Source organism: Tropicibacter sp. Alg240-R139 (assembly GCF_900537075.1).
Taxonomy (GTDB): Bacteria; Pseudomonadota; Alphaproteobacteria; order Rhodobacterales; family Rhodobacteraceae; genus Falsiruegeria.
Window position 1 is genome coordinate 196066 of the sequence record NZ_UNRA01000005.1, and the last position, 21793, is coordinate 217858.

A 21793-nucleotide genomic window follows, 5' to 3' on the forward strand; every position below is an offset into this window, starting at 1 on the left:
GCGGGCATTTGAATTTTTTGCGGTCGTAACAAGGATGATGTCGCCTGAGCGGTTTATCCCAATCGCTCCAGATATGCGGCGTCGGAATACACCCGAGACAGGCGGTCAGCGTCGAAGTCAATATGAACAATTCTACGGGTTTCATTTTGCCCGCCAACCCGCCGGAAGTAAAAATCCCGCTCGGCAAAATTGCCACGCACCATGATCCACCGGACAATCTGCGCCGTCAGCCCGCGATAGGGCGCAATCAAGTCAACGATCCACAGGTGATCGCCGGATGTCCAATCGGTTGCATCCAACGCCTCTCCCGTGATCAGCTTGCGTTCAGCCTCGGGTCCCAGCCAGCCCCATGTGAACAGGGCGCGCGGAACGTCATCGAACCGGAAAATACGAAACTGCCCCGACACAATGGGCGGCTCCATGTAAGAGCGCAGCGTGGCGACGCTCATCCTGGTATGGCGCGCACTGCGCAGCGCCAGAAAGGAAAAATCGCCGTAAACGCGCAACCGTTCTACTGGTGGTGCCTCATGATCGGGAAGCGGCTTCCCTTGACTGTCCACCAACCCACTCACGCAGGTTGCTCCAGCTCCATCGCGGATGACAAAAGGGTCGCCTCCCACGGCCGCAATGCCGTGCGCGCGGTATCGCCATACCCGTCTTCCGATTGCAGTTGGGGAAACAACGAGAGCAGCTCCTGGCGAACTGCATCATCCAGTTCGGACAAGGTATAAGCCCCTGGGTGAAAACTCTCGGTCGGGGCCCCTTCGGTAAAGATGATCTGATGTTCATCGAACAGCAAATGAAAGTACTCGACCTCATCCGTTACCTTGGATTGCCTGACCGATGATCCGTTCACAAGGCTTTTCGCCGGAACCAGAACCTGATCCTCGCCAAACAAAAGCTGTGCCTGCCAGCCTTGCAAGAACATCCGATGTTGTGGAGAGACGCGTAAGTCACGTTCCGGTAGGCCTTTTCCCAAGGAGCCAGGTTCGAAAACAATGGGGCGTTTGTTTTCCTCCATGATGAGGTCCGCAACCGACAGCTTACGCGACCCAATCCACCGCACTGGTTGCGGCAAACCATCGAGGGTTTCCACCAGATTATCGCTGCGCAAGTCCTCAACCGGAACCGGCCCGACTGTTGTCTGAATCAAAGTCCCCCGTGTGACGCAAATGAGCAGGTTGATGACAACCGTATCTGTGTCCGAGTTACCGCCTGAAGTTCCCGTAACAGTAAAGCTGACGGCCTGATCCGATCCGGTCGCCAAAACAGCGCCCCAATCTACCGTAAACGTGTATGTACCTGACGTTTCATCAAGCACCAGAGATCCCAGGGTTGGATCAGACAGCGCCGAAAAACTGTAGCCGTCCGCTGCTTCGCCCTGCGACGCGCCAGAGAAAATCGAGACCACATCGAAATCACCGCTGACCGTGGTCGCGTTCGATAGACTCAGATCCAGCGTCGCGTTCCATACGTCGACGCCGTCGGTGGCTTCGCCACCAACATCACTGATGTTGTAACCCATCTTGAACCTGCTCGATCGCGCCTGTTTTCAGGCGCTGAATTGTGTTTTGTGAGACTAGAATACTCGAATTTTCCCGATTTGTCATGTGGCGGCAGCGCTAACCGAGTTTAGCCACGAAACATGTGCAAAATTACCGCAACGCGACCCACGGCTCCTGCTACGTCATCATTGCGTAACCGACTCCATGCACCCAATAATCCCCCAAATCAGGAGGGCAAGATGGCACTGAGAGACATTGCTGACGGTATTCAATCGGGTTTGGGCGACAAGAACTTTGACGGCACGCTAAAATTCGACTGTGGCGACGATGGCGTTATCGTTCTGGCCAATAACACGGCCACAATCCAGAACCGCGACACCGACTGCACCATCCGCATCAGCCAGGACAATCTGGTCAAACTGCTTACCGGCAAGCTGAACCCCATGACGGGTGTGGCCATGGGCAAGCTCAAGATCTCGGGCAACATGGGCGTGGCGATGAAGTTGGGGCAACTGCTTGGGTAACCGCTTCTTGTTTTCAAGAGTACGGCGAGGGCAACGCCCCCTTACAACTTAATCGCCTTCATCTTTTCATAAAACGGCAGCGCCGCCGCTAATACCGGCTGCAGATGCTCGGGCACATCGGGCAGTTCCCCTTCGGGCCCCGCGAAACCCGTGCTGCGCCACACCGCGCCATACCAGTGCGACGCCCAAACCCCGTCTTGTGGATGCCCCCCTTGCGGCCAGTTGAGCATGTTGGGGGAAAACGGAACCCCGATCACGTCGCACAAGCGCTCTAACATTCCGGCAGGGTTGTCGCGGATGTCGTGGCTGTCAATCACCACAGGATCGCCGCCCCAACCATGAACCTCGTCAAACAGCTCGGCCTGTTGCCAGAACCCAATATCGTCCAGAGTCGGGTTCTCGCGTTTTGCGGCATAGCTGGCGATTACGCGGGCCGGGTGGCGGATAAGGAACACATTGCGCACCTCGCGCATCCAGTCGCGCGGCACGTCGGAGATCATGTGTTGCGTCATGTGTTTTTGGTACCAGAACGGCCGCGCGCCGGGTTTGGGGCCAATCAAAGCATCGGCCACCTCAGCGGGGTCTTGCGACTGCGAGGCCATAATCTCTTCGCGCATGGGGTGACCAAGCCCGGTCATCCGCAGATAGGCTGCGTAGAACGGCTCATCCACGACGGCGCAATCGGTGCGCGCGCCAAAACTGTACATCATGGCCGTCGAAAGATTCCGCGGCCCGGACCACATCGCAATACGCATTCTGCCCTCAAAAAATCGAAGTTCACTTGCCCGCACCAAACGCCGAATTTCAGGTCAATGCAATCCGTTTGCATCGCACCTTGACGACCAGGCCTCGTGCGCTCCAACTGCGTCACGCAACCAAAAGGAAACGGTGGAATGGATAGGCAATTCTGGATCAACCGATGGGAAGAAAACCGCTTGGGCTGGCACCAAGAGGACGCGCATCCGTTGCTGATAAAGTTCATCGCAGATCATCCTTTACCCTCAGGCGCTCGCGTATTTGTTCCGCTTTGCGGCAAGACTCGAGACATCGGTTGGCTGCTGTCCCGCGGGTATCAAGTGGTTGCAGCCGAACTGAGTGAGATTGCGATCCGGCAATTGTTCGACGAACAGGGAATTATACCAACCATCCGAGAATTGAATTCGCTGAAGCATTTTATTGCGCCGGGTTTGGACATCTATGTGGGCGACGTCTTTGACCTGACTAGGGAACACGTCGGACTTGTCGACCTAATCCACGATCGCGCCGCAATGGTTGCCCTGCCCGACGACATGCGCGCCAGATATGTTTCGCATCTGGCCGAAATCACCGACTCTGCGCGACAGTTCGTGATTTCATTTGACTATGATCAGAATCTGATTGCCGGGCCTCCGTTTTCGGTACCTCAGTCGCAGATCAAGGCGCTTTATGGCCCCAGCTACACAACCACCCTGCTATTTCAGCGGGACATTCCCGGCGGATTGAAGGGGATCGCTCCAACAACGGAACAGGGTTGGTTGATGGAAAAGCAGTAACAATTTGTCACCGATGTTCACCCACCCTCACCTCGGCGTGACATGACATGACAGTGACTTGCTGCGTGATGGATCGCCTGTCAGCTTCAGGTCAAAGGAGATTTGCCATGACCCTGACCCTCGATCTCAAATCCGACTTTAAAATTATCGCGCTTGTGATTCTGATCGCTGCTGCTTCGCTATTGCGCGTTGGCTCGGCTTCGGCAGCAGGCACTGAAACCTTGACGGTTGCGGGTGGCTGCTTTTGGTGCGTCGAATCCGATTTCGAATCTGTCCCCGGCGTGATCGAAGTCGTCTCGGGCTATACCGGTGGCACAGCCAAGGACCCGACCTACAAGATGGTCACCGCTGGCGGCACCGGCCATTACGAGGCGGTGCAGATCACCTTTGATCCGGCCAAAGTCTCGCGCGAGCAACTGCTTTCCATGTTCTTCCGCTCGGTCGACCCCACAGACGCGGGCGGGCAGTTCTGTGATCGTGGTGACAGCTACAGAACTGCAATATTTGTCTCTAACACAGGCGAAAAGGCCATAGCGGACAAGGTCAAAGCCCAAGCGCAAAGCGCATTGGGTCAAACAATTGTGACACCCGTTCTGTCCGAAAGCACGTTCTTCCCGGCTGAGTCTTATCATCAGGATTATTACAAGGGATCGAAACTGGTTTTCACTCGCTTTGGCCCTAAACGTCAGGCGTCAGCCTACAAGGCCTATCGCAATGCCTGCGGCCGCGATCAGCGTGTGAAACAGCTTTGGGGCAGCGACGCGCCCTTTGTTGGTAGCTAAAGATCGGCGTCTTGAACGTCCTTGAGGTCCGGGATCACATCTGCAGTGCCGTGCCGCGTGACCATGATGGCCGCGGCACGCATTGCTTGACCGATGGCCTGGGGCATGGGCAGGCCCCGATCCATCCCAGCCAAGACATACCCCGTAAATGTGTCCCCTGCGCCTGTCGTATCCACAGCCTTGACTTGAAAAGCCGGAAAATCCCGCGTTTCCCCTGTATTAGTGTCGAAATACCGCGCGCCGACTGCTCCCAGCGTGACAATGACCTGCGCCACCGGCAAATCCTGGGGTGCCATTCCACTTGCCTCCTGCAGCTGCGCCGCTTCGACTTCGTTCAGGATCAGGAAATCAAGGTACGGCAGTACCGCCTGAACGGCATCCGCATCAAATGGCGCGGCTGCATAACAGACCTTCAAACCCAATGCGCGACCCATCTTTGCCGCATCGACCTGCGCGTTGGTTTCGTTCTGTAAAACCAGGATGTCCCCTGCCTCAGCCTGAGACAGCGCTTGTCCCAACCGACTCTGCGAGATCGCATGATTGGCCCCGGCAAAGAGTAAGATCTGGTTTTCGCCCGACGCCTCAACCGCGATAATCGCGTGACCGGTTGGCGATGACACCTCAACGATCTGCCGGGTGTCCACACCGTATTCAGTCAACCGGTCAACGGCCCAGCGCCCATCCGCACCCACCGCACCGATGTGACACACATGCGCTCCGGCCCGCGCCGCAGCGACGGACATGTTCGCCCCCTTGCCGCCCAGAAACTGCGAAAGGTCTGTCGCGGCCAGGGTTTCACCCGGGCCGGGCAGATGCGGCACGGCATACACCATGTCCGCATTGATCGAGCCCAAGTTCCAGATCGCCATGGTTTACCCGATGTCGCAAGCGGCCAGGATGGCCATGTTCAGAATGTCGTTTGCGGTCGAACCGGTCGAACAGATCTGGATCGGCTTGTCGACGCCTGACAGGATTGGTCCGATGACGGTCGCCCCACCCATTTCCTGCATCAGCTTGGTCGAAATGCTGGCCGAGTGCCGCGCCGGTACAATTAGGATGTTCGCCGGGCCGGTCAGCCGCGAGAAAGGGTATGCCTCTTGCTGATGCGCGTTCAGGGCCACGTCGACAGTCATCTCGCCTTCGTATTCGAAATCGACGCCGCGGCGGTCCAGAACCTCAGGGGCGATGTGCATCTTTTCGGCGCGTTCAGAAACCGGATAGCCGAAGGTCGAGAAGCTGACAAAGGCCACACGCGGGTCAAGCCCCATGTGACGAGCGACATTTGCAGCGCGCTCTGCAATATCTGCCAGATTATTTTCGTCAGGCCATTCATGAACCAGCGTATCGCCAATCAGCACGATCCGACCCTTGTGCAGCAACGCCGTGACACCCGCTGCTCCATGGGCCGCGTCAGCGTCAAACACGTGGTTGATCCGGTCCAGAACATGCGCTGATTTGCGCGTCGCACCGGACACCACCCCGTCACCGTGCCCATGCGCCAGCATCAAAGCCGAAAACACATGCCGGTCACGGGCAGCCAGACGATGAATATCCTTACCATCAAAACCTTTACGCTGCAGGCGCTTGTAGAGGAAGCTCTTATAGGTATCGAGGTGATTGGTGTTGGCGGCATTCACCACCTCCAGCTCACGCACGGCGTCGCCCAGACCCGCGGTCTCGAGCTTTTCCTTCACGTCTTCGGCGCGACCAACAACAAGTGCCTTACCGAAACCAGAACGTTGATACATTACAGCTGCGCGCAGCACGCGAGGATCGTCGCCTTCGGCAAAGATCATCCGGCTTTGCGCCGCACGTGCGCGGGCGTTCAGGCCACGCAGGATGCTTGCCGTCGGATCCATCCGCGATTTCAGGCTCAGCTCATAAGCGTCCATGTCGATGATCGGACGGCGCGCCGCGCCGGTGTCCATGCCAGCCCGAGCAACAGCCGGGGGTATACGATAGATCAAGCGTGGGTCAAACGGCGTGGGGATGATGTAATCTCGGCCAAAGGTCAGCGACTTGCCATAAGCCATCGCCACCTCGTCCGGCACGTCCTCGCGTGCGAGTTGCGCCAAGGCATGGGCACAGGCGATTTTCATCTCGTCATTGATGGCGCGGGCGTGAATGTCCAGCGCCCCGCGGAACAGGTAAGGAAAACCCAGAACGTTGTTGACCTGGTTTGGATAATCCGAACGCCCAGTGGCAACGATGGCGTCCACCCGCACTTCATGTGCCTCTTCCGGGGTAATCTCGGGGTCGGGGTTTGCCATCGCAAAGATAACCGGATTGTCGGCCATGCTTGCAACCATGTCAGGCGTTACCGCACCTTTGACCGACACGCCCAGAAATACGTCAGCGTCTTTCATCGCTTCTTCCAAGGTGCGCAGTTCGGTAGAGATCGCATGAGCCGATTTCCACTGATTCATGCCTTCGGTTCGACCCTGATAGATCACACCTTTGGTGTCGCAGACGACGCAGTTTTCATGCTGCGCGCCCATCGACTTGAGCAATTCGATACAAGCGATCCCGGCAGCACCCGCACCGTTCAGGACAATTTTGACGTCTTCGATTTTTTTGCCGGAGATGTGCAGCGCGTTTAACAGGCCTGCCGCACAGATCACCGCCGTGCCGTGCTGGTCATCGTGGAAGACAGGAATGTCCATTTCTTCCTTCAGGCGCTGTTCAATGATGAAGCATTCTGGCGCCTTAATGTCTTCCAGATTGATACCGCCAAAGGTCGGGCCCATTAGCCTAACCGCACGGCAGAATTCATCTGGGTCTTCGGTGTCCAGCTCGATGTCAATCGAATTTACGTCGGCGAACCGCTTGAACAAGACAGATTTGCCTTCCATAACCGGCTTTGAGCCCAGCGCGCCCAGGTTCCCCAGACCCAGAACGGCCGTACCGTTCGAGATCACCGCAACAAGGTTGCCCTTGTTGGTGTAATCATAAGCAGTTTCCGGGTTGGCTGCGATTGCTTCGCATGGAACTGCGACACCGGGGGAATACGCCAGCGACAGATCGCGCTGTGTGGTCATTGGGACCGTAGCCTGCACCTCCCACTTGCCAGGGGTGGGTTCCAGGTGAAAGGCTAGCGCCTCTTGGTCGGTAATTTTCGCTTTGGGCATCAGATCGGTCGTTCTTTTCACAGTTCGGGCTTTTTGCCTCATAGCGCAGGCAGCACGCAGTCTCAACGACAATGCGTTTTCGACTTTCACCAGACTGGTCGGATTTGTAAGGTCCCGCTCGGTCCAGTCGGAGAAAACGCCCTTGTCCACCGTCACGCCCATGATGGCGCAATACCTCGAAATCAAAGAGGCCCACGCCGATGCCCTGCTATTTTACCGCATGGGTGATTTTTATGAGATGTTCTTTGACGATGCGGTGGATGCCGCCCAAGCGCTAGACATTGCTCTGACCAAACGGGGCAAGCACAACGGCAATGACATTCCGATGTGCGGCGTACCTGTTCACGCGGCCGAAGGGTATCTGCTATCCCTGATCCGCAAGGGGTTCCGTGTGGCTGTATGTGAACAGATGGAAAGCCCGGCTGAAGCCAAGAAAAGAGGCTCTAAATCGGTCGTTAGACGCGATGTTGTGCGTCTGGTGACCCCCGGCACCCTGACCGAAGATGCCTTACTCGACGCACGCCGCCACAACTTTTTGGTGGCCTATGCCGAGGTTCGTGACAACAGCGCGCTGGCCTGGGCCGACATTTCAACCGGTGCATTTCATGTCATGACCGTGTCGCGGCAACGGCTAAGCCCCGAGCTGGCCCGCCTTGCCCCGTCCGAATTGCTGGTTGTGGATGATCCTGTGTTTCAGACGCTGCGCCCGCTGGCGGATGACTTCAAGATCCCGCTGACGCCCATGGGCAAAGCCAGCTTTGACAGCGCCGGCGCCGAGAAACGCCTGCAAGAGCTGTTCAATGTCGGTTCACTGGACGGGTTCGGAAAATTTTCGCGACACGAATTGTCGGCCATGGGCGCACTGGTCGATTATCTAGAGATCACGCAAAAAGGCAAACTACCCCTACTCTTGCCGCCCGAGCAGGACAGCGAGGACCGCGTCATGCAGATCGACGCGGCCACACGGCGCAATCTAGAACTGACCCGATCGCTGAGTGGTGATAAGTTCGGCTCGCTGTTGTCTGTCATCGACCGCACAGTGACACCGGGCGGTGGACGCCTGTTGGAACAAAGGATTTCCAGCCCCTCGCGCAAGCTCGATACCATTCACGCCCGGCTTGCTGCGCTTGACTTCTGTGTCGAGCAATCCTCTCTTGCCGAGCAGCTGCGCGAAGCGCTCCGCAAAACACCCGATCTGGACCGCGCTTTGTCGCGACTGGCGTTAGAACGAGGAGGCCCTCGGGACCTTACTGCCATTCGCAATGGGCTGATCCAAGCAGAACAGATTGCCATCTCGACTGATGATATCGAACTGCCTGAGCTCATTGCTCAAGCCACAGCCAACCTACGCGGGTTCGACGATCTGCTAGGCCTACTTGACGCATCACTGGTCGCCGAACCACCCTTGCTGGCTCGCGACGGTGGATTCATCGCTCCGGGCTATGACGTGGAACTGGACGAGGCCCGCACCCTTCGGGACGAAGGCCGTTCGGTCATCGCTGGTTTTCAAAAGAAATATGCCGAGCACACTGGGATCAACTCACTCAAGATCAAGCATAACAACGTGCTTGGCTACTTCATCGAAACGACGGCGACGCACGCCGACAAGATGTTAGGCCCGCCATTCTCAGAGACCTATATTCACCGACAAACCACCGCCAATCAGGTCCGGTTCACAACTGTCGAACTCAGCGAAATCGAAACCCGAATTTTAAACGCCGGCAATTTGGCGCTAGAGATTGAAAAGCGGCTCTATCAAAGGCTGTCCGACAAGATTTTGTCTCAAGCCGCCCTGCTCAATCAGGCCGCGCGTGGTCTGGCAGAATTGGATCTGGCAACGGCACTAGCTGATTTGGCGCGGGGCGAAAACTGGTGTCGCCCTTCGGTCGACAACACCCGGTCATTCACCATAACTGGGGGTCGTCATCCGGTCGTCGAACGGGCACTCCAACAACAATCAGGCGATGCTTTCATTGCAAACGACTGTGATTTGACGGCCAACGGCGGCGCTGCTGTCTGGCTTTTGACGGGTCCCAACATGGCCGGTAAGTCAACCTTTCTACGTCAGAACGCACTGATTGCCCTGCTGGCACAGATGGGCAGCTATGTTCCCGCCGAACGCGCTGAAATTGGGCTGGTAAGTCAGCTGTTCAGTCGCGTCGGTGCCTCGGACGATCTGGCGCGCGGGCGTTCCACATTCATGGTCGAGATGGTGGAAACTGCGGCGATCCTAAACCAGGCCGACGAACGCGCGTTGGTTATCCTGGACGAGATCGGGCGTGGCACCGCCACTTATGACGGTCTGTCGATTGCCTGGGCGACGCTGGAACATCTGCACGCCACCAACAGTTGCCGCGCCCTATTTGCCACTCATTATCATGAGCTTACTGCCCTTGCCGGTAACCTGAAAGGTGTCGAAAATGCCACCGTCGCCGTCAAGGAATGGGAAGGTGAAGTCATTTTCCTGCACGAGGTGCGCAAAGGGGCCGCCGACCGCTCTTATGGCGTTCAGGTCGCCCAACTTGCCGGCCTGCCCAAGTCCGTTGTCGAACGTGCCCGCGTGGTTTTGGATCAACTGGAACAAAACGAACGGGAGGGTGGCAAACAAAGGGCGCTGATTGACGATCTGCCGCTTTTCTCGGCCGCGCTGCCCTCACCGCCGCCGACCCCCAAAGTCTCGACCATCGACGGGATGTTGGGTGACATCCATCCTGATGAGCTGAGCCCTCGCGAAGCGCTGGACCTGATCTATAGACTGAAAGAAGCGGCCAGATCCTGACCGCTTCTTCACCGTGTTTCCAAATACGCTCGCCGAAAGTGGAACTTTAGCCAGCCGACGTTGAACTGACGCCAACTTGCGCCGGACGCAGCAAACGGTCGTGCAACATGAACCCTTCTGCCGACACCTGAATGATGTCGCCTGCTTTGGTCCCGGGCACCGGGGCTTCGAACATCGCTTCGTGCATTTGCGGGTCGAACCGATCGCCAACTTCGGGCGACACGATGTGAACACCATGCTTGTTGAATACATCCAACAGGGCACGCATGGTCAGTTCCACGCCCTCGATCAGCGCTGCCGAAACTTCGCGCTGTTCATCAGTTGCCGCCTCAAGGCCGCGCTTGAGGTTGTCGTAAACCGGCAGCATATCGCGGGCCAATTTCGAGCCGCCGTAGTTTTCGGCATCGCGACGGGCTTTGTCGCCGCGCTTGCGGGCGTTTTCCGCATCCGCCAGCGCGCGCATGAATTTGTCCTTTAGCTGGTCGCGTTCGGCGCGCAGCTCGTCCAGTTCTATCGCCTCACCGCTGATCTCAGCCAGCTCTTCGGCCAGCTCTTCGGCTTCAGCCGTTGCGATGTCATCCAGAAAATCTTCGTTCTTTGGCTCAGCCATCTTTCTACCTCTAACTCCGGTCTGATACGAGCTTGCCGACCAACTGCGCGGTATAGTCGACGATGGGCACGATCCGTCCGTAATTCAGGCGCGTCGGGCCAATCACCCCAACCGCACCGATGATCTTACGATCAGCGTTCATATAGGGAGACACCACCAAAGAGGAACCCGAAAGTGAAAAAAGTTTGTTCTCAGAGCCGATAAAAATGCGTACACCGTCGCCGTCTTCGGTCAGTTCCAGAAATTCAGCGATGTCCCGCTTGCGTTCCAGGTCGTCAAACAGGGATCTGATCCGCTCCAGCTCTTCTTCCTGCCCCGTATCTGCCAACAGATTCGCCCGTCCGCGTACGATCAGGCGCGCCGAATCCTGCCCCTCGGCGTCCCAAACGGCTAGGCCACCCTCGACCATCGCACGGGCCAGCACGTCGATCTCTTGTTTGCGTGCGGTGATCTGAGACTGAATAACTGTGCTTACTTCGCTCAGAGTCCGCCCCTCGATCAGCGAATTCAGGAAATTCGCCGCCTCACGCATCGAACTGGGAGTCTGCCCCGGTGGCGGTGTAAACAGGCGGTTTTCCACGTGACCATCGGCAAAAACCAGAACCACCAGCGCCCGATCATGGGCCAGCGACACAAACTCTATATGCTTGATCTCGGCCTCATGCTTGGGCGTCAGCACCAGCGAGGCACCTTGCGTTACCCCCGACAGCACAGACCCGACGCGATCTAGCAAGCCACTGACATCTGACGAGTTGCTGTCCACCGTCGCGTCAATCTTTTTGCGGTCCGCCACGTTCAAATCGCCGACCTCAAGCAGACCGTCGACGAACATCCGCAACCCCATTTGTGTCGGCACCCGACCGGCGCTGACATGGGGGCTATCGAGCAATCCCAGAAACTCTAGATCCTGCATCACGTTGCGGATCGTCGCGGCGCTAACCTTTTCGCTCAACGTACGGGTCAGGGTTCGACTGCCCACCGGCTCGCCGCTGTCCAGGTAACCTTCAACGATCAATCGGAACACTTCACGCGAGCGGTCGTTCATGTCGTCCAGAATTTTGCTCGCGTCACTCATTGGGCTTCTCCGGCTTTGATGTCATTAAATCCCACTTGCGGTAAAGGTCAATCGGGGTTGCATCCCTGCCCCGCCGAGAGTTATCCCCAAGCCAGCAAACAAAGGATTTCCCATGCGACCCTCTGGACGTGATCTGAACCAAATGCGCGCGGTTTCCATCGAGACCGGCTTTACCAAACATGCCGAAGGCTCTTGCCTGATCAAGATGGGTGACACGCACGTTTTGTGCACCGCCACCATCGAAGATCGCGTGCCGCCCTTTATTAAGGGATCCGGCCTGGGTTGGGTTACTGCTGAGTACGGGATGCTTCCGCGCGCAACCAACACCCGGATGCGCCGCGAGGCCGCCAGTGGCAAGCAAGGCGGCCGTACCGTCGAAATCCAGCGTCTGATCGGCCGAGCCCTGCGCGCCGGCGTTGACCGCGTTGCCCTGGGCGAACGCCAGATCACTGTCGACTGCGACGTGATCCAAGCCGACGGGGGCACACGTTGCGCCTCGATCACAGGTGGCTGGGTCGCGCTGCGTCTGGCGGTCAACAAGCTGATGAAAGCCGGCGATGTGATTTCCGATCCGCTGGTTGATCCGGTCGCAGCCGTGTCTTGCGGCATCTACGCCGGCCAGCCAGTGCTGGACCTAGACTACCCCGAGGATTCCGAGGCCGGCGTTGACGGCAACTTTATCATGACCGGTTCGGGCAAGCTGATCGAAGTGCAGATGAGCGCGGAAGGGTCAGTGTTCAGCCGTGCGCAAATGGATCAACTGATGGATCTGGCCGAAAAAGGCGTGGGCGAACTGGCCGCAGCCCAAAAGGCCGCCACCGCATGACCCGCGCATTCGATGGTGATACGTTGGTCTTTGCCACCCACAACAAGGGCAAGCTAGAGGAGATGGAACATCTCCTCACCCCATTTGGGGTCAAGGTTGTGGGTGCCGCGGACTTGGATCTGCCGGAACCAAGAGAGACCGAAGATACGTTCGTTGGTAACGCCCGGATCAAGGCCCACGCCGCCGCCAAGGCCACCGGCCTGCCCTGCCTCTCAGATGACAGCGGGATCACCATCGACGCATTGAACGGTGCCCCCGGTGTCTATACCGCCGATTGGGCCGAGACCGGAAATGGCCGTGACTTTGTCATGGCCATGACTCGCGCCCATACCGAGCTTGAGGCAATCAGCGCCCCCTACCCGCGTCTCGCGCAATTCCGCAGCACATTGGTTGTCGCCTGGCCTGACGGACATGACGAAGTATTCGAAGGCGTAGCGCCCGGCCATCTGACCTGGCCGATGCGCGGCGATCAGGGTTTTGGTTATGACCCGATGTTTATCCCCGAGGGGCGTGACATCACCTTTGCCGAGATGGATCGCTGGGAAAAGAACAAGATCAGCCACCGCGCGCTTGCGGTGCAAAAGTTCGTAAAGGGCTGTTTTGGCGGATGATTGGCAAAACGGGGGCTTTGGCCTGTATGTACATTGGCCATTTTGCGAGGCCAAATGCCCCTATTGCGATTTCAACAGTCATGTCAGCCGACAGATAGACCAATCCGCCTGGGTTGATGCCTATTTGCTCGAACTGGAACGCTATGCGGCTCAAACACCAGGCCGCGTCCTGAACACCATCTTTTTTGGCGGCGGAACCCCGTCCTTGATGTCCCCTGATACGGTTGACGCCGTCATTCAGGCTGCACGCGGACATTGGCATGCCGCGAACGACATGGAAATCACGCTCGAGGCAAATCCCGGCTCGGTCGAGGCTGGACGCTTTGCCGGCTATCGCGACGCAGGCGTGAACCGGATCTCGATGGGAATCCAGGCGCTTAATGATGAGGACTTAAAACGCCTGGGCCGCATCCACACCGTGGCCGAGGCGCAAAAAGCCTTTGATGTCGCCCGAAATTGCTTTGATCGCGTTAGTTTCGACCTGATCTATGCCCGCCAGCACCAGACCTTATTGGACTGGCAGGCCGAGTTGAAACAAGCCCTATCAATGGCGATAGATCACCTATCGCTCTATCAGCTGACAATCGAGCAAGGCACCGCCTTTGGCGATCGCTATGCGGTTGGAAAGCTGCGCGGCTTGCCAGTAGATGATACAGCTGCCGACATGTACATGGCCACGCAAGAGATTTGCGAGGACGCTGGATTGCCGGCCTACGAAATCTCGAACCACGCCAAACCAGGTTCGGAATCGCAGCACAATCAGGTCTATTGGCGGTATGGCGATTACGTGGGCATCGGCCCAGGCGCGCATGGTCGCCTGACCATTAATGAATCAAAGTTCGCAACTGAATCCTTTCTGAACCCAAACAACTGGCTCACTCAAGTCAGCGAAAACACCGGAGAATCGGTTAGAACACAGCTGCAGACACAAGATCAGGCTAATGAATACCTGATGATGGGGCTGAGATTGACCCAAGGAATAGATATGGAGCGTTTTCAAGCTCTCTCATCAGCACCTATTCCCCACGATCGTTTGGACTATCTGGTAGACATCGGAATGGTAGAGCAGGATGGTTCTACACTGAAGGCAACCAAAAATGGGCGCGCGGTCTTGAACGCCGTCATCCGGGAATTGTTGGTGGATTAGAATATGCGTGTGGTTTGGGTTGTCTTGGGAGTGTTTTGCATGGCGCTTGCCATGATTGGCGTTGTCCTCCCCCTCCTCCCAACGGTTCCGTTCCTATTACTGGCTGCCTTTTGCTTTGCCCGATCGTCTGAACGGTTGCATGATTGGCTGCTGTCCCATCAGATCTTTGGCCCAATGATCGTGGACTGGAATACCAGTGGAGCTATTCGCCCAGCCGCAAAAAAAGCCGCAACCCTGTCGGTCACGGCTGTCTTTGGTATGTCTCTGGCACTTGGTTTAGCCAGTCATATTCTAATAGTTCAGGCTGTCACGCTCGGCGCAGTCCTGATCTTCATCTGGACTCGCCCTAGCGGCTAAGCTTAGCACATAGATCGTCGAGCTGATCCAGGTTCTCATACGTTAGAACCACCTGACCAGTTTCCGTTCCAGACTTGTGGTTGATTGCAACTTTCATCGCAAGTATCGCTGAAAGATCTTTCTCTAACGCCCTTGTATCAGCGTCCTTTTCCGATCCAATGCTGCGCGCTTTCGGGGCCGGTGCTGGTTCGTCTTTTTTCTGTTGGCGCTTCACGAGTGCCTCGGTTGCGCGCACAGACAAAGCGTCACGCACAACGATCTTTGCCAACTCTGATGGATCTTCTGACGTTATCAAAGCACGCGCGTGACCTGCCGACAAAAGTCCGTCAACGACCAATTGTTGCACATCTTCAGGCAACGCCAACAGTCGGAGCAAATTGGCGATGTAGCTTCGGCTCTTTCCCAGTGCTTCGGCCAATTTTTCCTGCGTGTGGCCAAAACGATCCATCAACTGACGAAAGCCTGCCGCCTCTTCCACGGCATTCAGATCAGCTCGCTGAATATTCTCGATAATCCCTATTTCAAGAACTTCGGTGTCATCCAATTCCCGCACCAGCACAGGAACGTCATGAAGTTGAACCAGCTGAGCCGCTCGCCATCGACGCTCACCTGCGACAATTTCATAATTTCCACCGTTCACTGATCGTACGATCAATGGCTGCAGAATTCCCTTTTCCTTAATTGATGCAGCCAGATCATCCAAATCTTCCTGTTTGAACGTTCGACGAGGCTGATCCGGATTCGCGCGCAGCTTCTCGATGGGAACGGTGACCTCACCTTGGCGCGGCGCCCCAACGGTTGTCACTTCTTCTTCAAGAGTTACGTCAGCCATCAGTGCCGACAATCCGCGTCCCAAACCTCTGGGTTTTCCTTTACTCTTGGACATTTCTGCTTCTCCTCTTTACGCGGACATTTTGTTGTTTTTTATCATGAGTTCATCTGCAAGCTCTCTATACGCCTGAGCACCCAGTGAATTTGGATCGTAGCTTAATACTGGGAGTGCATAAGACGGCGCCTCACTGACACGAACATTTCTCGGTATCTTTGTATCAAACACCAGATCTCCTAAGTTTTCACGTGCGTCGGCCTCAACTTGCTGTGACAGGTTGTTCCGACGATCATACATCGTCAAGACAATCCCCTCTATCCGGAGCTTTGAATTTGCTGTCTGACGCACCTCACGGATCGTCAACATGAGCTGTGACAACCCTTCCAAGGCAAAAAACTCACTTTGCAATGGCACCAAAACAGAATGTGCCGCAACCATTGCGTTTACCGTCAAGAGGTTCAGGGACGGCGGGCAATCAACCAGAATATAATCCCACTGAAAAGCGTCCATAGCCGTCTGGTGCAGAGCATCATGGAGCAAAAAGCTGCGCTTTTCGTTCGAGACCAGTTCAATATCGGCCGAACTTAGATCGACAGTCGCTGGAATGATCGACAGCCCGTCAAAGTCCGTGTCCTGTATAACATCATCCGGTGACGCATCATCAACCAGCAAATCATAGCTGGTTTGCGATCTATCAGAGCGTTCAATCCCCAATCCGGTCGAAGCGTTCCCTTGTGGATCAAGATCAACAACTAGAACACGCAACCCACGTTCGACTAATGCCGCCGCCAAATTAATTGTTGTCGTTGTTTTTCCAACCCCGCCCTTTTGATTGGCTACAGCTATGATTTTTGGTCCGTCAGGACGAGACAGATCATGCACGCTCGATTCCCTTGATTTTTAGGATTACGGCCTCGGGTTCAGTGATACTAGTAATCGGATCGAAGTCGAATTTCCATTCCCTTTGAGCCTCGGTAACTTCTTTTTTCCAGGTAGCTCCTTTTGGAAACAAGGCGGATCCAGAAGGCTTCATATGACGCTCACAAAATGCAAATAACCCTTTGAGATCCGTCAATGCGCGCGCAGATATTACGTCGGCACCCTGTGGCTCTGCTTGCTCAATCCTCTTACTGATAACTTTAAAGCCACAAGATGTTTCACGTGAAACAGTACGCAAAAAAGCTGACTTCCTTTGGTCGCTTTCCATAAGAGTTACACGAGAGTCCACAGAGGCTTGATTAGAGAGTATTCCAATTACTGCTCCAGGAAAGCCGCCACCACTACCCAAATCCAACCAGGAACCCAACTCTTTGACGCATAAAAATACTTGAACTGAATCAATCACATGTCGCGCCCAAATTGCTTCCAAACTTCTTCGAGAAACAACGTTGATTACTGGATTCCACTTTTTCACGAGTTCAACATAAACTTCGATTCGCTCAAATGTTTCACGTGAAACATCCATACGGGTGAGATCCTCAAACTCGTTCTTCTTCATGCCGATTTGACCCGCTTTGTCCTTCGCAAGTGCGCAAATAACAGAGCCATAGCGGCCGGCGTCATCCCTTCAACGCGCCCAGCTTGGGCAAGATTTTCTGGTTTGAGTTTCACCAGCTTCTGTTTCAACTCATTTGACAGACCATCAAGCCTATCATATGGAAAATTCTCGGGAATCGTTGTATTTTCGTCTTTTTTTAGAGCTTCAATTTCGTTCTTTTGACGCGCGATATAATTGGCGTACAACGCATCACGTTCAACCTGCCGTTGGATATTCAATTCGACATCAGCCAACTCGGGAATCAGAACTTGAATGTCGGAAAAACTCACCTCAGGAAAAGCGAGAACCGCCATCCCGCTGCGCTTATTACCATCCTGGTTTACCGCAATTCCGCTGTCCTTCAACTGTTTAGGTGTGAACACTTCGTTGGTTAAAGCTGTTGTTGCTTCTTTCAGTGCATCCATTTTTGCACTAAAAACCGACTTTCGAGTTTTTCCAACGCAGCCAAGTTCAATGCCAAGTCCGGTAAGTCTTTGGTCTGCATTGTCCGCTCGAAGTGACAGTCGAAATTCTGCACGCGAAGTAAACATTCGGTAAGGCTCTGCTACACCCCGTGTAGTAAGGTCATCTATCATGACCCCGATATAGCTGTTTGCGCGGCTAAACTGAATAGGCCTCTTCCCATCCGCAGACAAAGCGGCGTTTAGCCCTGCAACCATACCTTGAGCTGCAGCTTCTTCGTATCCAGTAGTACCGTTGATCTGACCCGCCAGATACAGGTTTTTCATAGTCCTTAGCATCAATTGAGAATTTAGTGACCTTGGATCGACGTAGTCATATTCAATCGCATAGCCCAGTTGCAGAATTTCAGCTCTCTCTAATCCAGCGATAGAACGGACATAATTTTCCTGCACATCTTTGGGTAACGATGTCGAGATTCCATTTGGATAAACTGTATGGTCATTTGCACCTTCCGGCTCCAGAAATATCTGATGGGATGTCTTTTCTGAAAATCGGACGATCTTGTCTTCTATCGAAGGACAGTATCGTGGCCCCACTCCATCAATATGCCCACCGTACATAGCGGACTGATCCAAGTTTTTCCTAATGATGTCATGTGTTTTTTCATTGGTATGTGTAATCGCGCAAGAGACTTGAGGAGCAGTAACTTTTGACGACAGAAAAGAGAATAGAGTTGGCTCGTCGTCACCCTCTTGGCGCTCCAGGTTGCTCCAGTCGATTGTCCGCCCATCCAATCTAGGTGGTGTTCCTGTTTTTAGGCGGCCTATCTCAAGACCCATATCCTGAATGCGCTCCGCCAACTTGACTGACGGACGATCCCCCATTCGTCCACCTGGACGTGATACGTCGCCAATATGAACAACACCTCGTAGAAATGTACCCGACGTTAGAATGACGGAATGTGCTGTAACCCGGCTTCCGTCGGCAAGAATGACGCCTGACGCTCTGTGATCTTCAGTAATTATGTCAACAACTTCACCGAAAACAAGATCGAGGTTTTCCTGTAATTCGGTAATTTCGAGCATCTTCCGACGATAGATTCCACGATCAGCTTGGGCTCTGGGCCCTTGAACGGCTGGGCCCTTACGACGATTCAGGAGTCTGAACTGAATACCCGCCAGATCGGCAACCCGACCCATTACGCCATCCAGCGCATCTATCTCTCGAACAAGATGTCCTTTTCCCAACCCGCCAATTGCGGGGTTGCATGACATAACCCCGATATCGCTTTGTGACAATGTAATGAGGGCAGTTCGTGCGCCCATACGTGCGGAGGCATGCGCAGCTTCGGTGCCCGCGTGCCCTGCCCCAATCACCACTACATCAAAGTCAAAATGTTTCACGTGAAACACTCCCTACTTACCTAGGCAGAAACTGGCGAAAATTTCATCCAGCAAATTCTCAACGTCAATTCGACCCACCAAAGATTCCAGAGCACGGATCGCTGTCCGAATTTCTTCCGCCCCGATATCATATCGATCTTCTCCGAACGAGAGAATGGTCTTAGCTTCGAATAACGCTTGTTGCGCAACTTGCATTGCATCCCTATGCCTTTCTCGGGTTGCAATTCCTGCACTAGCGCTTGTTTGAAGAAGTCGCTCGGAAATCCGCCCGACAAGTTGATCGATACCCTTGCCGCTTTGACCCGAGACTGCGACAATACCTTCAGGACGCAAATCGCCTTTGGATAAAACAACAATATCCTGCGCTTTGGGTTCGAATTCGGGGCTATCGTCTTGATTTTCCAACAGGAATACCCGAAGGTCGGCCGCCATCGCGCGCTTGCGTGCTAAAGCGATTCCAATGTTTTCCACCGCATCTACGGTTTCCCGAATGCCAGCTGTGTCCAATAGAGTCACCGGTAAACCAGCCAGGTCCATACGTACTTCAATCACGTCTCGGGTGGTACCGGCAAAATCCGAAGTGATGGCTGCATCCCGCCCTGCCAAAGAATTCAGCAAAGTTGATTTACCAACGTTAGGTCGACCGATGATTGCAACCTCGAATCCAGTGCGGATCCTCTCGGCGATACGTACGCCTGAGATTTGCCGAGATAGATCTGTCGTTACACCATCCAATAGATCATTCACTTCGGGTGTGACATCTGTCGGGACATCTTCGTCTGCAAAATCTATAACAGCCTCAAGCAGAGATGCGGCGCGGATCAGATCACGGCGCCAGCGTTCGGCTAGATTTCCCAACTCACCTTTCAAGATGTTTTGCGCCTGACGCCGCTGAGCTTCGGTCTCTGCATCAATCAGATCGGCAAGTCCTTCAACCTGGGCCAAATCCATCTTGCCATTTTCCAAAGCCCGTCGCGTAAACTCTCCTGGTTCGGCCATTCGAGCATCTTTTTGTTCGGCCAAAGCCGACATAACGGAACTCACAACGGCGACACTACCATGAACTTGCAGCTCTACGACATTTTCTCCAGTGAAACTTGCAGGGCCTTGAAATGTCAGAACCAAAGCCTCGTCCAAGCGTTCTCCAGCTGAATTCCGCAATGTTCGCAGGCACATACCCCGTTTTGGTAACGCTTTTTCCACCAGGGATTGCGCAACGTCGTAAGATCCGCGACCCGAGATTCGGATCACGGAAACGCCCGCTTTGCCGGGGGCACTGGCCAAGGCAAAGATCGTATCCATTCCAGTGGCCTCGCTATTTAGACCCGTTTGTTAGGTGTTCATGGAGTCGAAGAATTCGCCATTTGTCTTGGTCTGTTTCAACTTAGACAATAGGAATTCAATCGCGTCCGTTGTGCCCATCGGGTTCAGAATACGGCGCAGAACAAAAGTCTTCTGCAGGTCAATTTTGTCGACCAACAGATCTTCTTTCCGGGTGCCAGACTTGAGGATGTCGATGGCCGGGAACACGCGCTTGTCTGCAATTTTACGATCCAGAACGATTTCCGAGTTACCCGTACCTTTGAATTCCTCAAAGATAACTTCGTCCATCCGGCTGCCTGTGTCGATCAGTGCGGTTGCAATGATCGTTAGCGAACCACCCTCTTCGATGTTCCGAGCAGCACCAAAGAACCGCTTTGGACGCTGCAGTGCATTCGCATCGACACCACCTGTAAGCACCTTACCCGATGAAGGCACCACAGTGTTGAAAGCCCTACCGAGTCTTGTGATTGAGTCGAGAAGAATAACAACATCTCGTTTATGCTCGACCAGGCGCTTCGCTTTTTCGATCACCATCTCGGAGACGGCCACGTGACGCGTTGCAGGTTCATCAAAGGTAGACGACACAACCTCCCCCTTAACCGAGCGCTGCATGTCAGTTACTTCTTCAGGGCGTTCGTCGATCAGCAATACAATCAAATAGCACTCGGGGTGGTTCTTTTCGATCGAGTTGGCGATGTTCTGCAAGATCACGGTTTTACCGGTCCGCGGCGGCGCCACGATAAGCGAACGCTGCCCTTTACCGATCGGCGACACCAGATCGATGACACGAGCGGAACGGTCCTTGATGGTCGGATCTTCGACTTCCATCTTCAGACGCTCATCCGGGTAAAGCGGCGTCAGGTTGTCGAATGCGATCTTGTGCTTGGCTTTTTCCGGGTCTTCAAAGTTGATCGTGGTGACATTGGTCAGCGCAAAATAGCGCTCGTTGTCGAGCGGCGCCTTCATCACACCATCAATGGTGTCACCCGTACGCAGGCTGTGTTGGCGGATCATCTCGGGCGAGACATAGATGTCATCGGGGCCCGGCAGATAGTTCGCCTCAGGAGAGCGCAAAAAGCCAAAACCATCTTGCAGTACCTCGAGCACACCATCGCCTGAAATTTCCCACCCCTCATCCGCGCGTTCGCGCAGGATTTGGAACATCATTTCGCCCTTGCGCATCGTCGATGCGTTTTCGATCTCGAGCTCTTCGGCCATCGACAGCAGGTCTTTAGGGCTCTTGGCCTTGAGATAGGCAAGCGACAGGGATTCAGCAGACATGATCAAACACCCTTTGACCGCGAGCGCGCGGCGTGGATTGAATATGGATTCGGAAGACACGTAACCCGGACGGGTCAGTTGCACCCTACATAGGTACGTAAGCAGATGAAGTCAAACAGCC

General features: G+C 54.9%; 21 protein-coding genes. 8 read left to right on the forward strand and 13 right to left on the reverse strand.

Annotation, left to right across the window (positions count from 1 at the left end; all coding sequences use genetic code 11):
* Positions 1 to 53 precede the first annotated feature (53 nt).
* Together G6R15_RS18615 and G6R15_RS18620 are read right to left on the reverse strand one after the other, a co-directional pair.
* Entirely contained in the window at positions 54 to 572 is a 519-nt protein-coding gene (locus G6R15_RS18615) for a toxin-activating lysine-acyltransferase (RefSeq protein ID WP_164661480.1), read from the reverse strand.
* Positions 569 to 1525 (reverse strand): Hint domain-containing protein, encoded by a 957-nt coding sequence (locus G6R15_RS18620; RefSeq protein WP_164661481.1) that lies wholly within the window; start codon positions 1523 to 1525, stop codon positions 569 to 571. Before G6R15_RS18620 ends, G6R15_RS18615 begins: the two co-directional genes overlap by 4 nt.
* A 219-nt stretch (positions 1526 to 1744) precedes the next feature.
* On the opposite strand from G6R15_RS18620, the gene G6R15_RS18625 reads away from it, so the two are divergent.
* Entirely contained in the window at positions 1745 to 2029 is a 285-nt protein-coding gene (locus G6R15_RS18625) for an SCP2 sterol-binding domain-containing protein (RefSeq protein WP_164661482.1), read from the forward strand.
* Positions 2030 to 2070: 41 nt separating this feature from the next.
* Here G6R15_RS18625 and G6R15_RS18630 read toward each other — a convergent pair whose 3' ends face one another.
* Positions 2071 to 2784, reverse strand: coding sequence for an HAD family hydrolase (locus G6R15_RS18630; protein WP_164661483.1), 714 nt, complete (start codon positions 2782 to 2784; stop codon positions 2071 to 2073).
* Positions 2785 to 2922: 138 nt separating this feature from the next.
* Between G6R15_RS18630 and tmpT the strand changes: the two genes are divergently transcribed.
* Both tmpT and msrA read left to right on the forward strand, forming a co-directional pair.
* The gene (gene tmpT / locus G6R15_RS18635) at positions 2923 to 3561 is read left to right on the forward strand and encodes a thiopurine S-methyltransferase (protein WP_164661484.1); all 639 of its coding nucleotides are present in this window, start codon (positions 2923 to 2925) and stop codon (positions 3559 to 3561) included.
* Positions 3562 to 3668: 107 nt separating this feature from the next.
* Positions 3669 to 4343, forward strand: a complete 675-nt coding sequence (gene msrA / locus G6R15_RS18640; RefSeq protein WP_164661485.1) for a peptide-methionine (S)-S-oxide reductase MsrA — start codon at positions 3669 to 3671, stop codon at positions 4341 to 4343.
* Here msrA and G6R15_RS18645 read toward each other — a convergent pair.
* Positions 4340 to 5212, reverse strand: coding sequence for a ribokinase (locus G6R15_RS18645; protein WP_164661486.1), 873 nt, complete (start codon positions 5210 to 5212; stop codon positions 4340 to 4342). The genes msrA and G6R15_RS18645 overlap by 4 nt on opposite strands.
* A 3-nt stretch (positions 5213 to 5215) precedes the next feature.
* The gene (locus G6R15_RS18650; RefSeq protein WP_164661487.1) at positions 5216 to 7471 is read right to left on the reverse strand and encodes an NADP-dependent malic enzyme; all 2256 of its coding nucleotides are present in this window, start codon (positions 7469 to 7471) and stop codon (positions 5216 to 5218) included.
* A 160-nt stretch (positions 7472 to 7631) separates the two neighbouring features.
* Between G6R15_RS18650 and mutS the strand changes: the two genes are divergently transcribed.
* Positions 7632 to 10250, forward strand: coding sequence for a DNA mismatch repair protein MutS (mutS, locus tag G6R15_RS18655; RefSeq protein WP_164661553.1), 2619 nt, complete (start codon positions 7632 to 7634; stop codon positions 10248 to 10250).
* 46 nt (positions 10251 to 10296) lie between these two features.
* On the opposite strand, the gene G6R15_RS18660 is transcribed toward mutS, so the two are convergent.
* Together G6R15_RS18660 and hrcA are read right to left on the reverse strand one after the other, a co-directional pair.
* A complete protein-coding gene (locus G6R15_RS18660; RefSeq protein ID WP_164661488.1) occupies positions 10297 to 10860 on the reverse strand; it encodes a nucleotide exchange factor GrpE in 564 nt (187 codons plus the stop codon).
* A gap of 10 nt (positions 10861 to 10870) precedes the next feature.
* The gene (gene hrcA / locus G6R15_RS18665; RefSeq protein ID WP_164661489.1) at positions 10871 to 11935 is read right to left on the reverse strand and encodes a heat-inducible transcriptional repressor HrcA; all 1065 of its coding nucleotides are present in this window, start codon (positions 11933 to 11935) and stop codon (positions 10871 to 10873) included.
* A 112-nt stretch (positions 11936 to 12047) separates the two neighbouring features.
* Here hrcA and rph point away from each other — a divergent pair, with 112 nt between their 5' ends.
* From rph to G6R15_RS18685, 4 genes are read left to right on the forward strand one after another with little or no spacing between them, the layout of a single operon-like run.
* A complete protein-coding gene (gene rph / locus G6R15_RS18670) occupies positions 12048 to 12761 on the forward strand; it encodes a ribonuclease PH (RefSeq protein ID WP_108785306.1) in 714 nt (237 codons plus the stop codon).
* Positions 12758 to 13372 carry an RdgB/HAM1 family non-canonical purine NTP pyrophosphatase gene (rdgB, locus tag G6R15_RS18675; RefSeq protein ID WP_164661490.1) on the forward strand — a complete coding sequence of 205 codons (615 nt, stop codon included), beginning with the start codon at positions 12758 to 12760 and terminating at the stop codon, positions 13370 to 13372. Before rph ends, rdgB begins: the two co-directional genes overlap by 4 nt.
* Positions 13362 to 14519, forward strand: a complete 1158-nt coding sequence (gene hemW / locus G6R15_RS18680; protein ID WP_164661491.1) for a radical SAM family heme chaperone HemW — start codon at positions 13362 to 13364, stop codon at positions 14517 to 14519. Before rdgB ends, hemW begins: the two co-directional genes overlap by 11 nt.
* Positions 14520 to 14522: 3 nt before the next feature.
* Positions 14523 to 14876: a YbaN family protein gene (locus tag G6R15_RS18685; RefSeq protein WP_164661492.1), complete on the forward strand. Its 354-nt coding sequence runs from the start codon at positions 14523 to 14525 to the stop codon at positions 14874 to 14876.
* Here G6R15_RS18685 and G6R15_RS18690 read toward each other — a convergent pair.
* The 6 genes from G6R15_RS18690 to rho are packed head-to-tail and all read right to left on the reverse strand — an operon-like array spanning position 14866 to position 21672.
* The gene (locus tag G6R15_RS18690) at positions 14866 to 15762 is read right to left on the reverse strand and encodes a ParB/RepB/Spo0J family partition protein (protein WP_164661493.1); all 897 of its coding nucleotides are present in this window, start codon (positions 15760 to 15762) and stop codon (positions 14866 to 14868) included. The genes G6R15_RS18685 and G6R15_RS18690 overlap by 11 nt on opposite strands.
* A gap of 15 nt (positions 15763 to 15777) precedes the next feature.
* Positions 15778 to 16587 (reverse strand): ParA family protein, encoded by an 810-nt coding sequence (locus tag G6R15_RS18695; protein WP_164661494.1) that lies wholly within the window; start codon positions 16585 to 16587, stop codon positions 15778 to 15780.
* Complete coding sequence (gene rsmG / locus G6R15_RS18700) at positions 16580 to 17203, reverse strand: 16S rRNA (guanine(527)-N(7))-methyltransferase RsmG (RefSeq protein ID WP_205520563.1); 624 nt, start codon at positions 17201 to 17203, stop codon at positions 16580 to 16582. The genes G6R15_RS18695 and rsmG overlap by 8 nt, the downstream gene beginning before the upstream one ends.
* Complete coding sequence (gene mnmG / locus G6R15_RS18705; protein ID WP_164661495.1) at positions 17200 to 19068, reverse strand: tRNA uridine-5-carboxymethylaminomethyl(34) synthesis enzyme MnmG; 1869 nt, start codon at positions 19066 to 19068, stop codon at positions 17200 to 17202. Before mnmG ends, rsmG begins: the two co-directional genes overlap by 4 nt.
* 12 nt (positions 19069 to 19080) lie before the next feature.
* Entirely contained in the window at positions 19081 to 20370 is a 1290-nt protein-coding gene (gene mnmE / locus G6R15_RS18710; protein WP_164661496.1) for a tRNA uridine-5-carboxymethylaminomethyl(34) synthesis GTPase MnmE, read from the reverse strand.
* A 30-nt stretch (positions 20371 to 20400) separates the two neighbouring features.
* On the reverse strand, positions 20401 to 21672 hold the full coding sequence (rho, locus tag G6R15_RS18715) for a transcription termination factor Rho (RefSeq protein ID WP_164661497.1): 1272 nt from the start codon (positions 21670 to 21672) through the stop codon (positions 20401 to 20403).
* Positions 21673 to 21793: the final 121 nt, after the last annotated feature.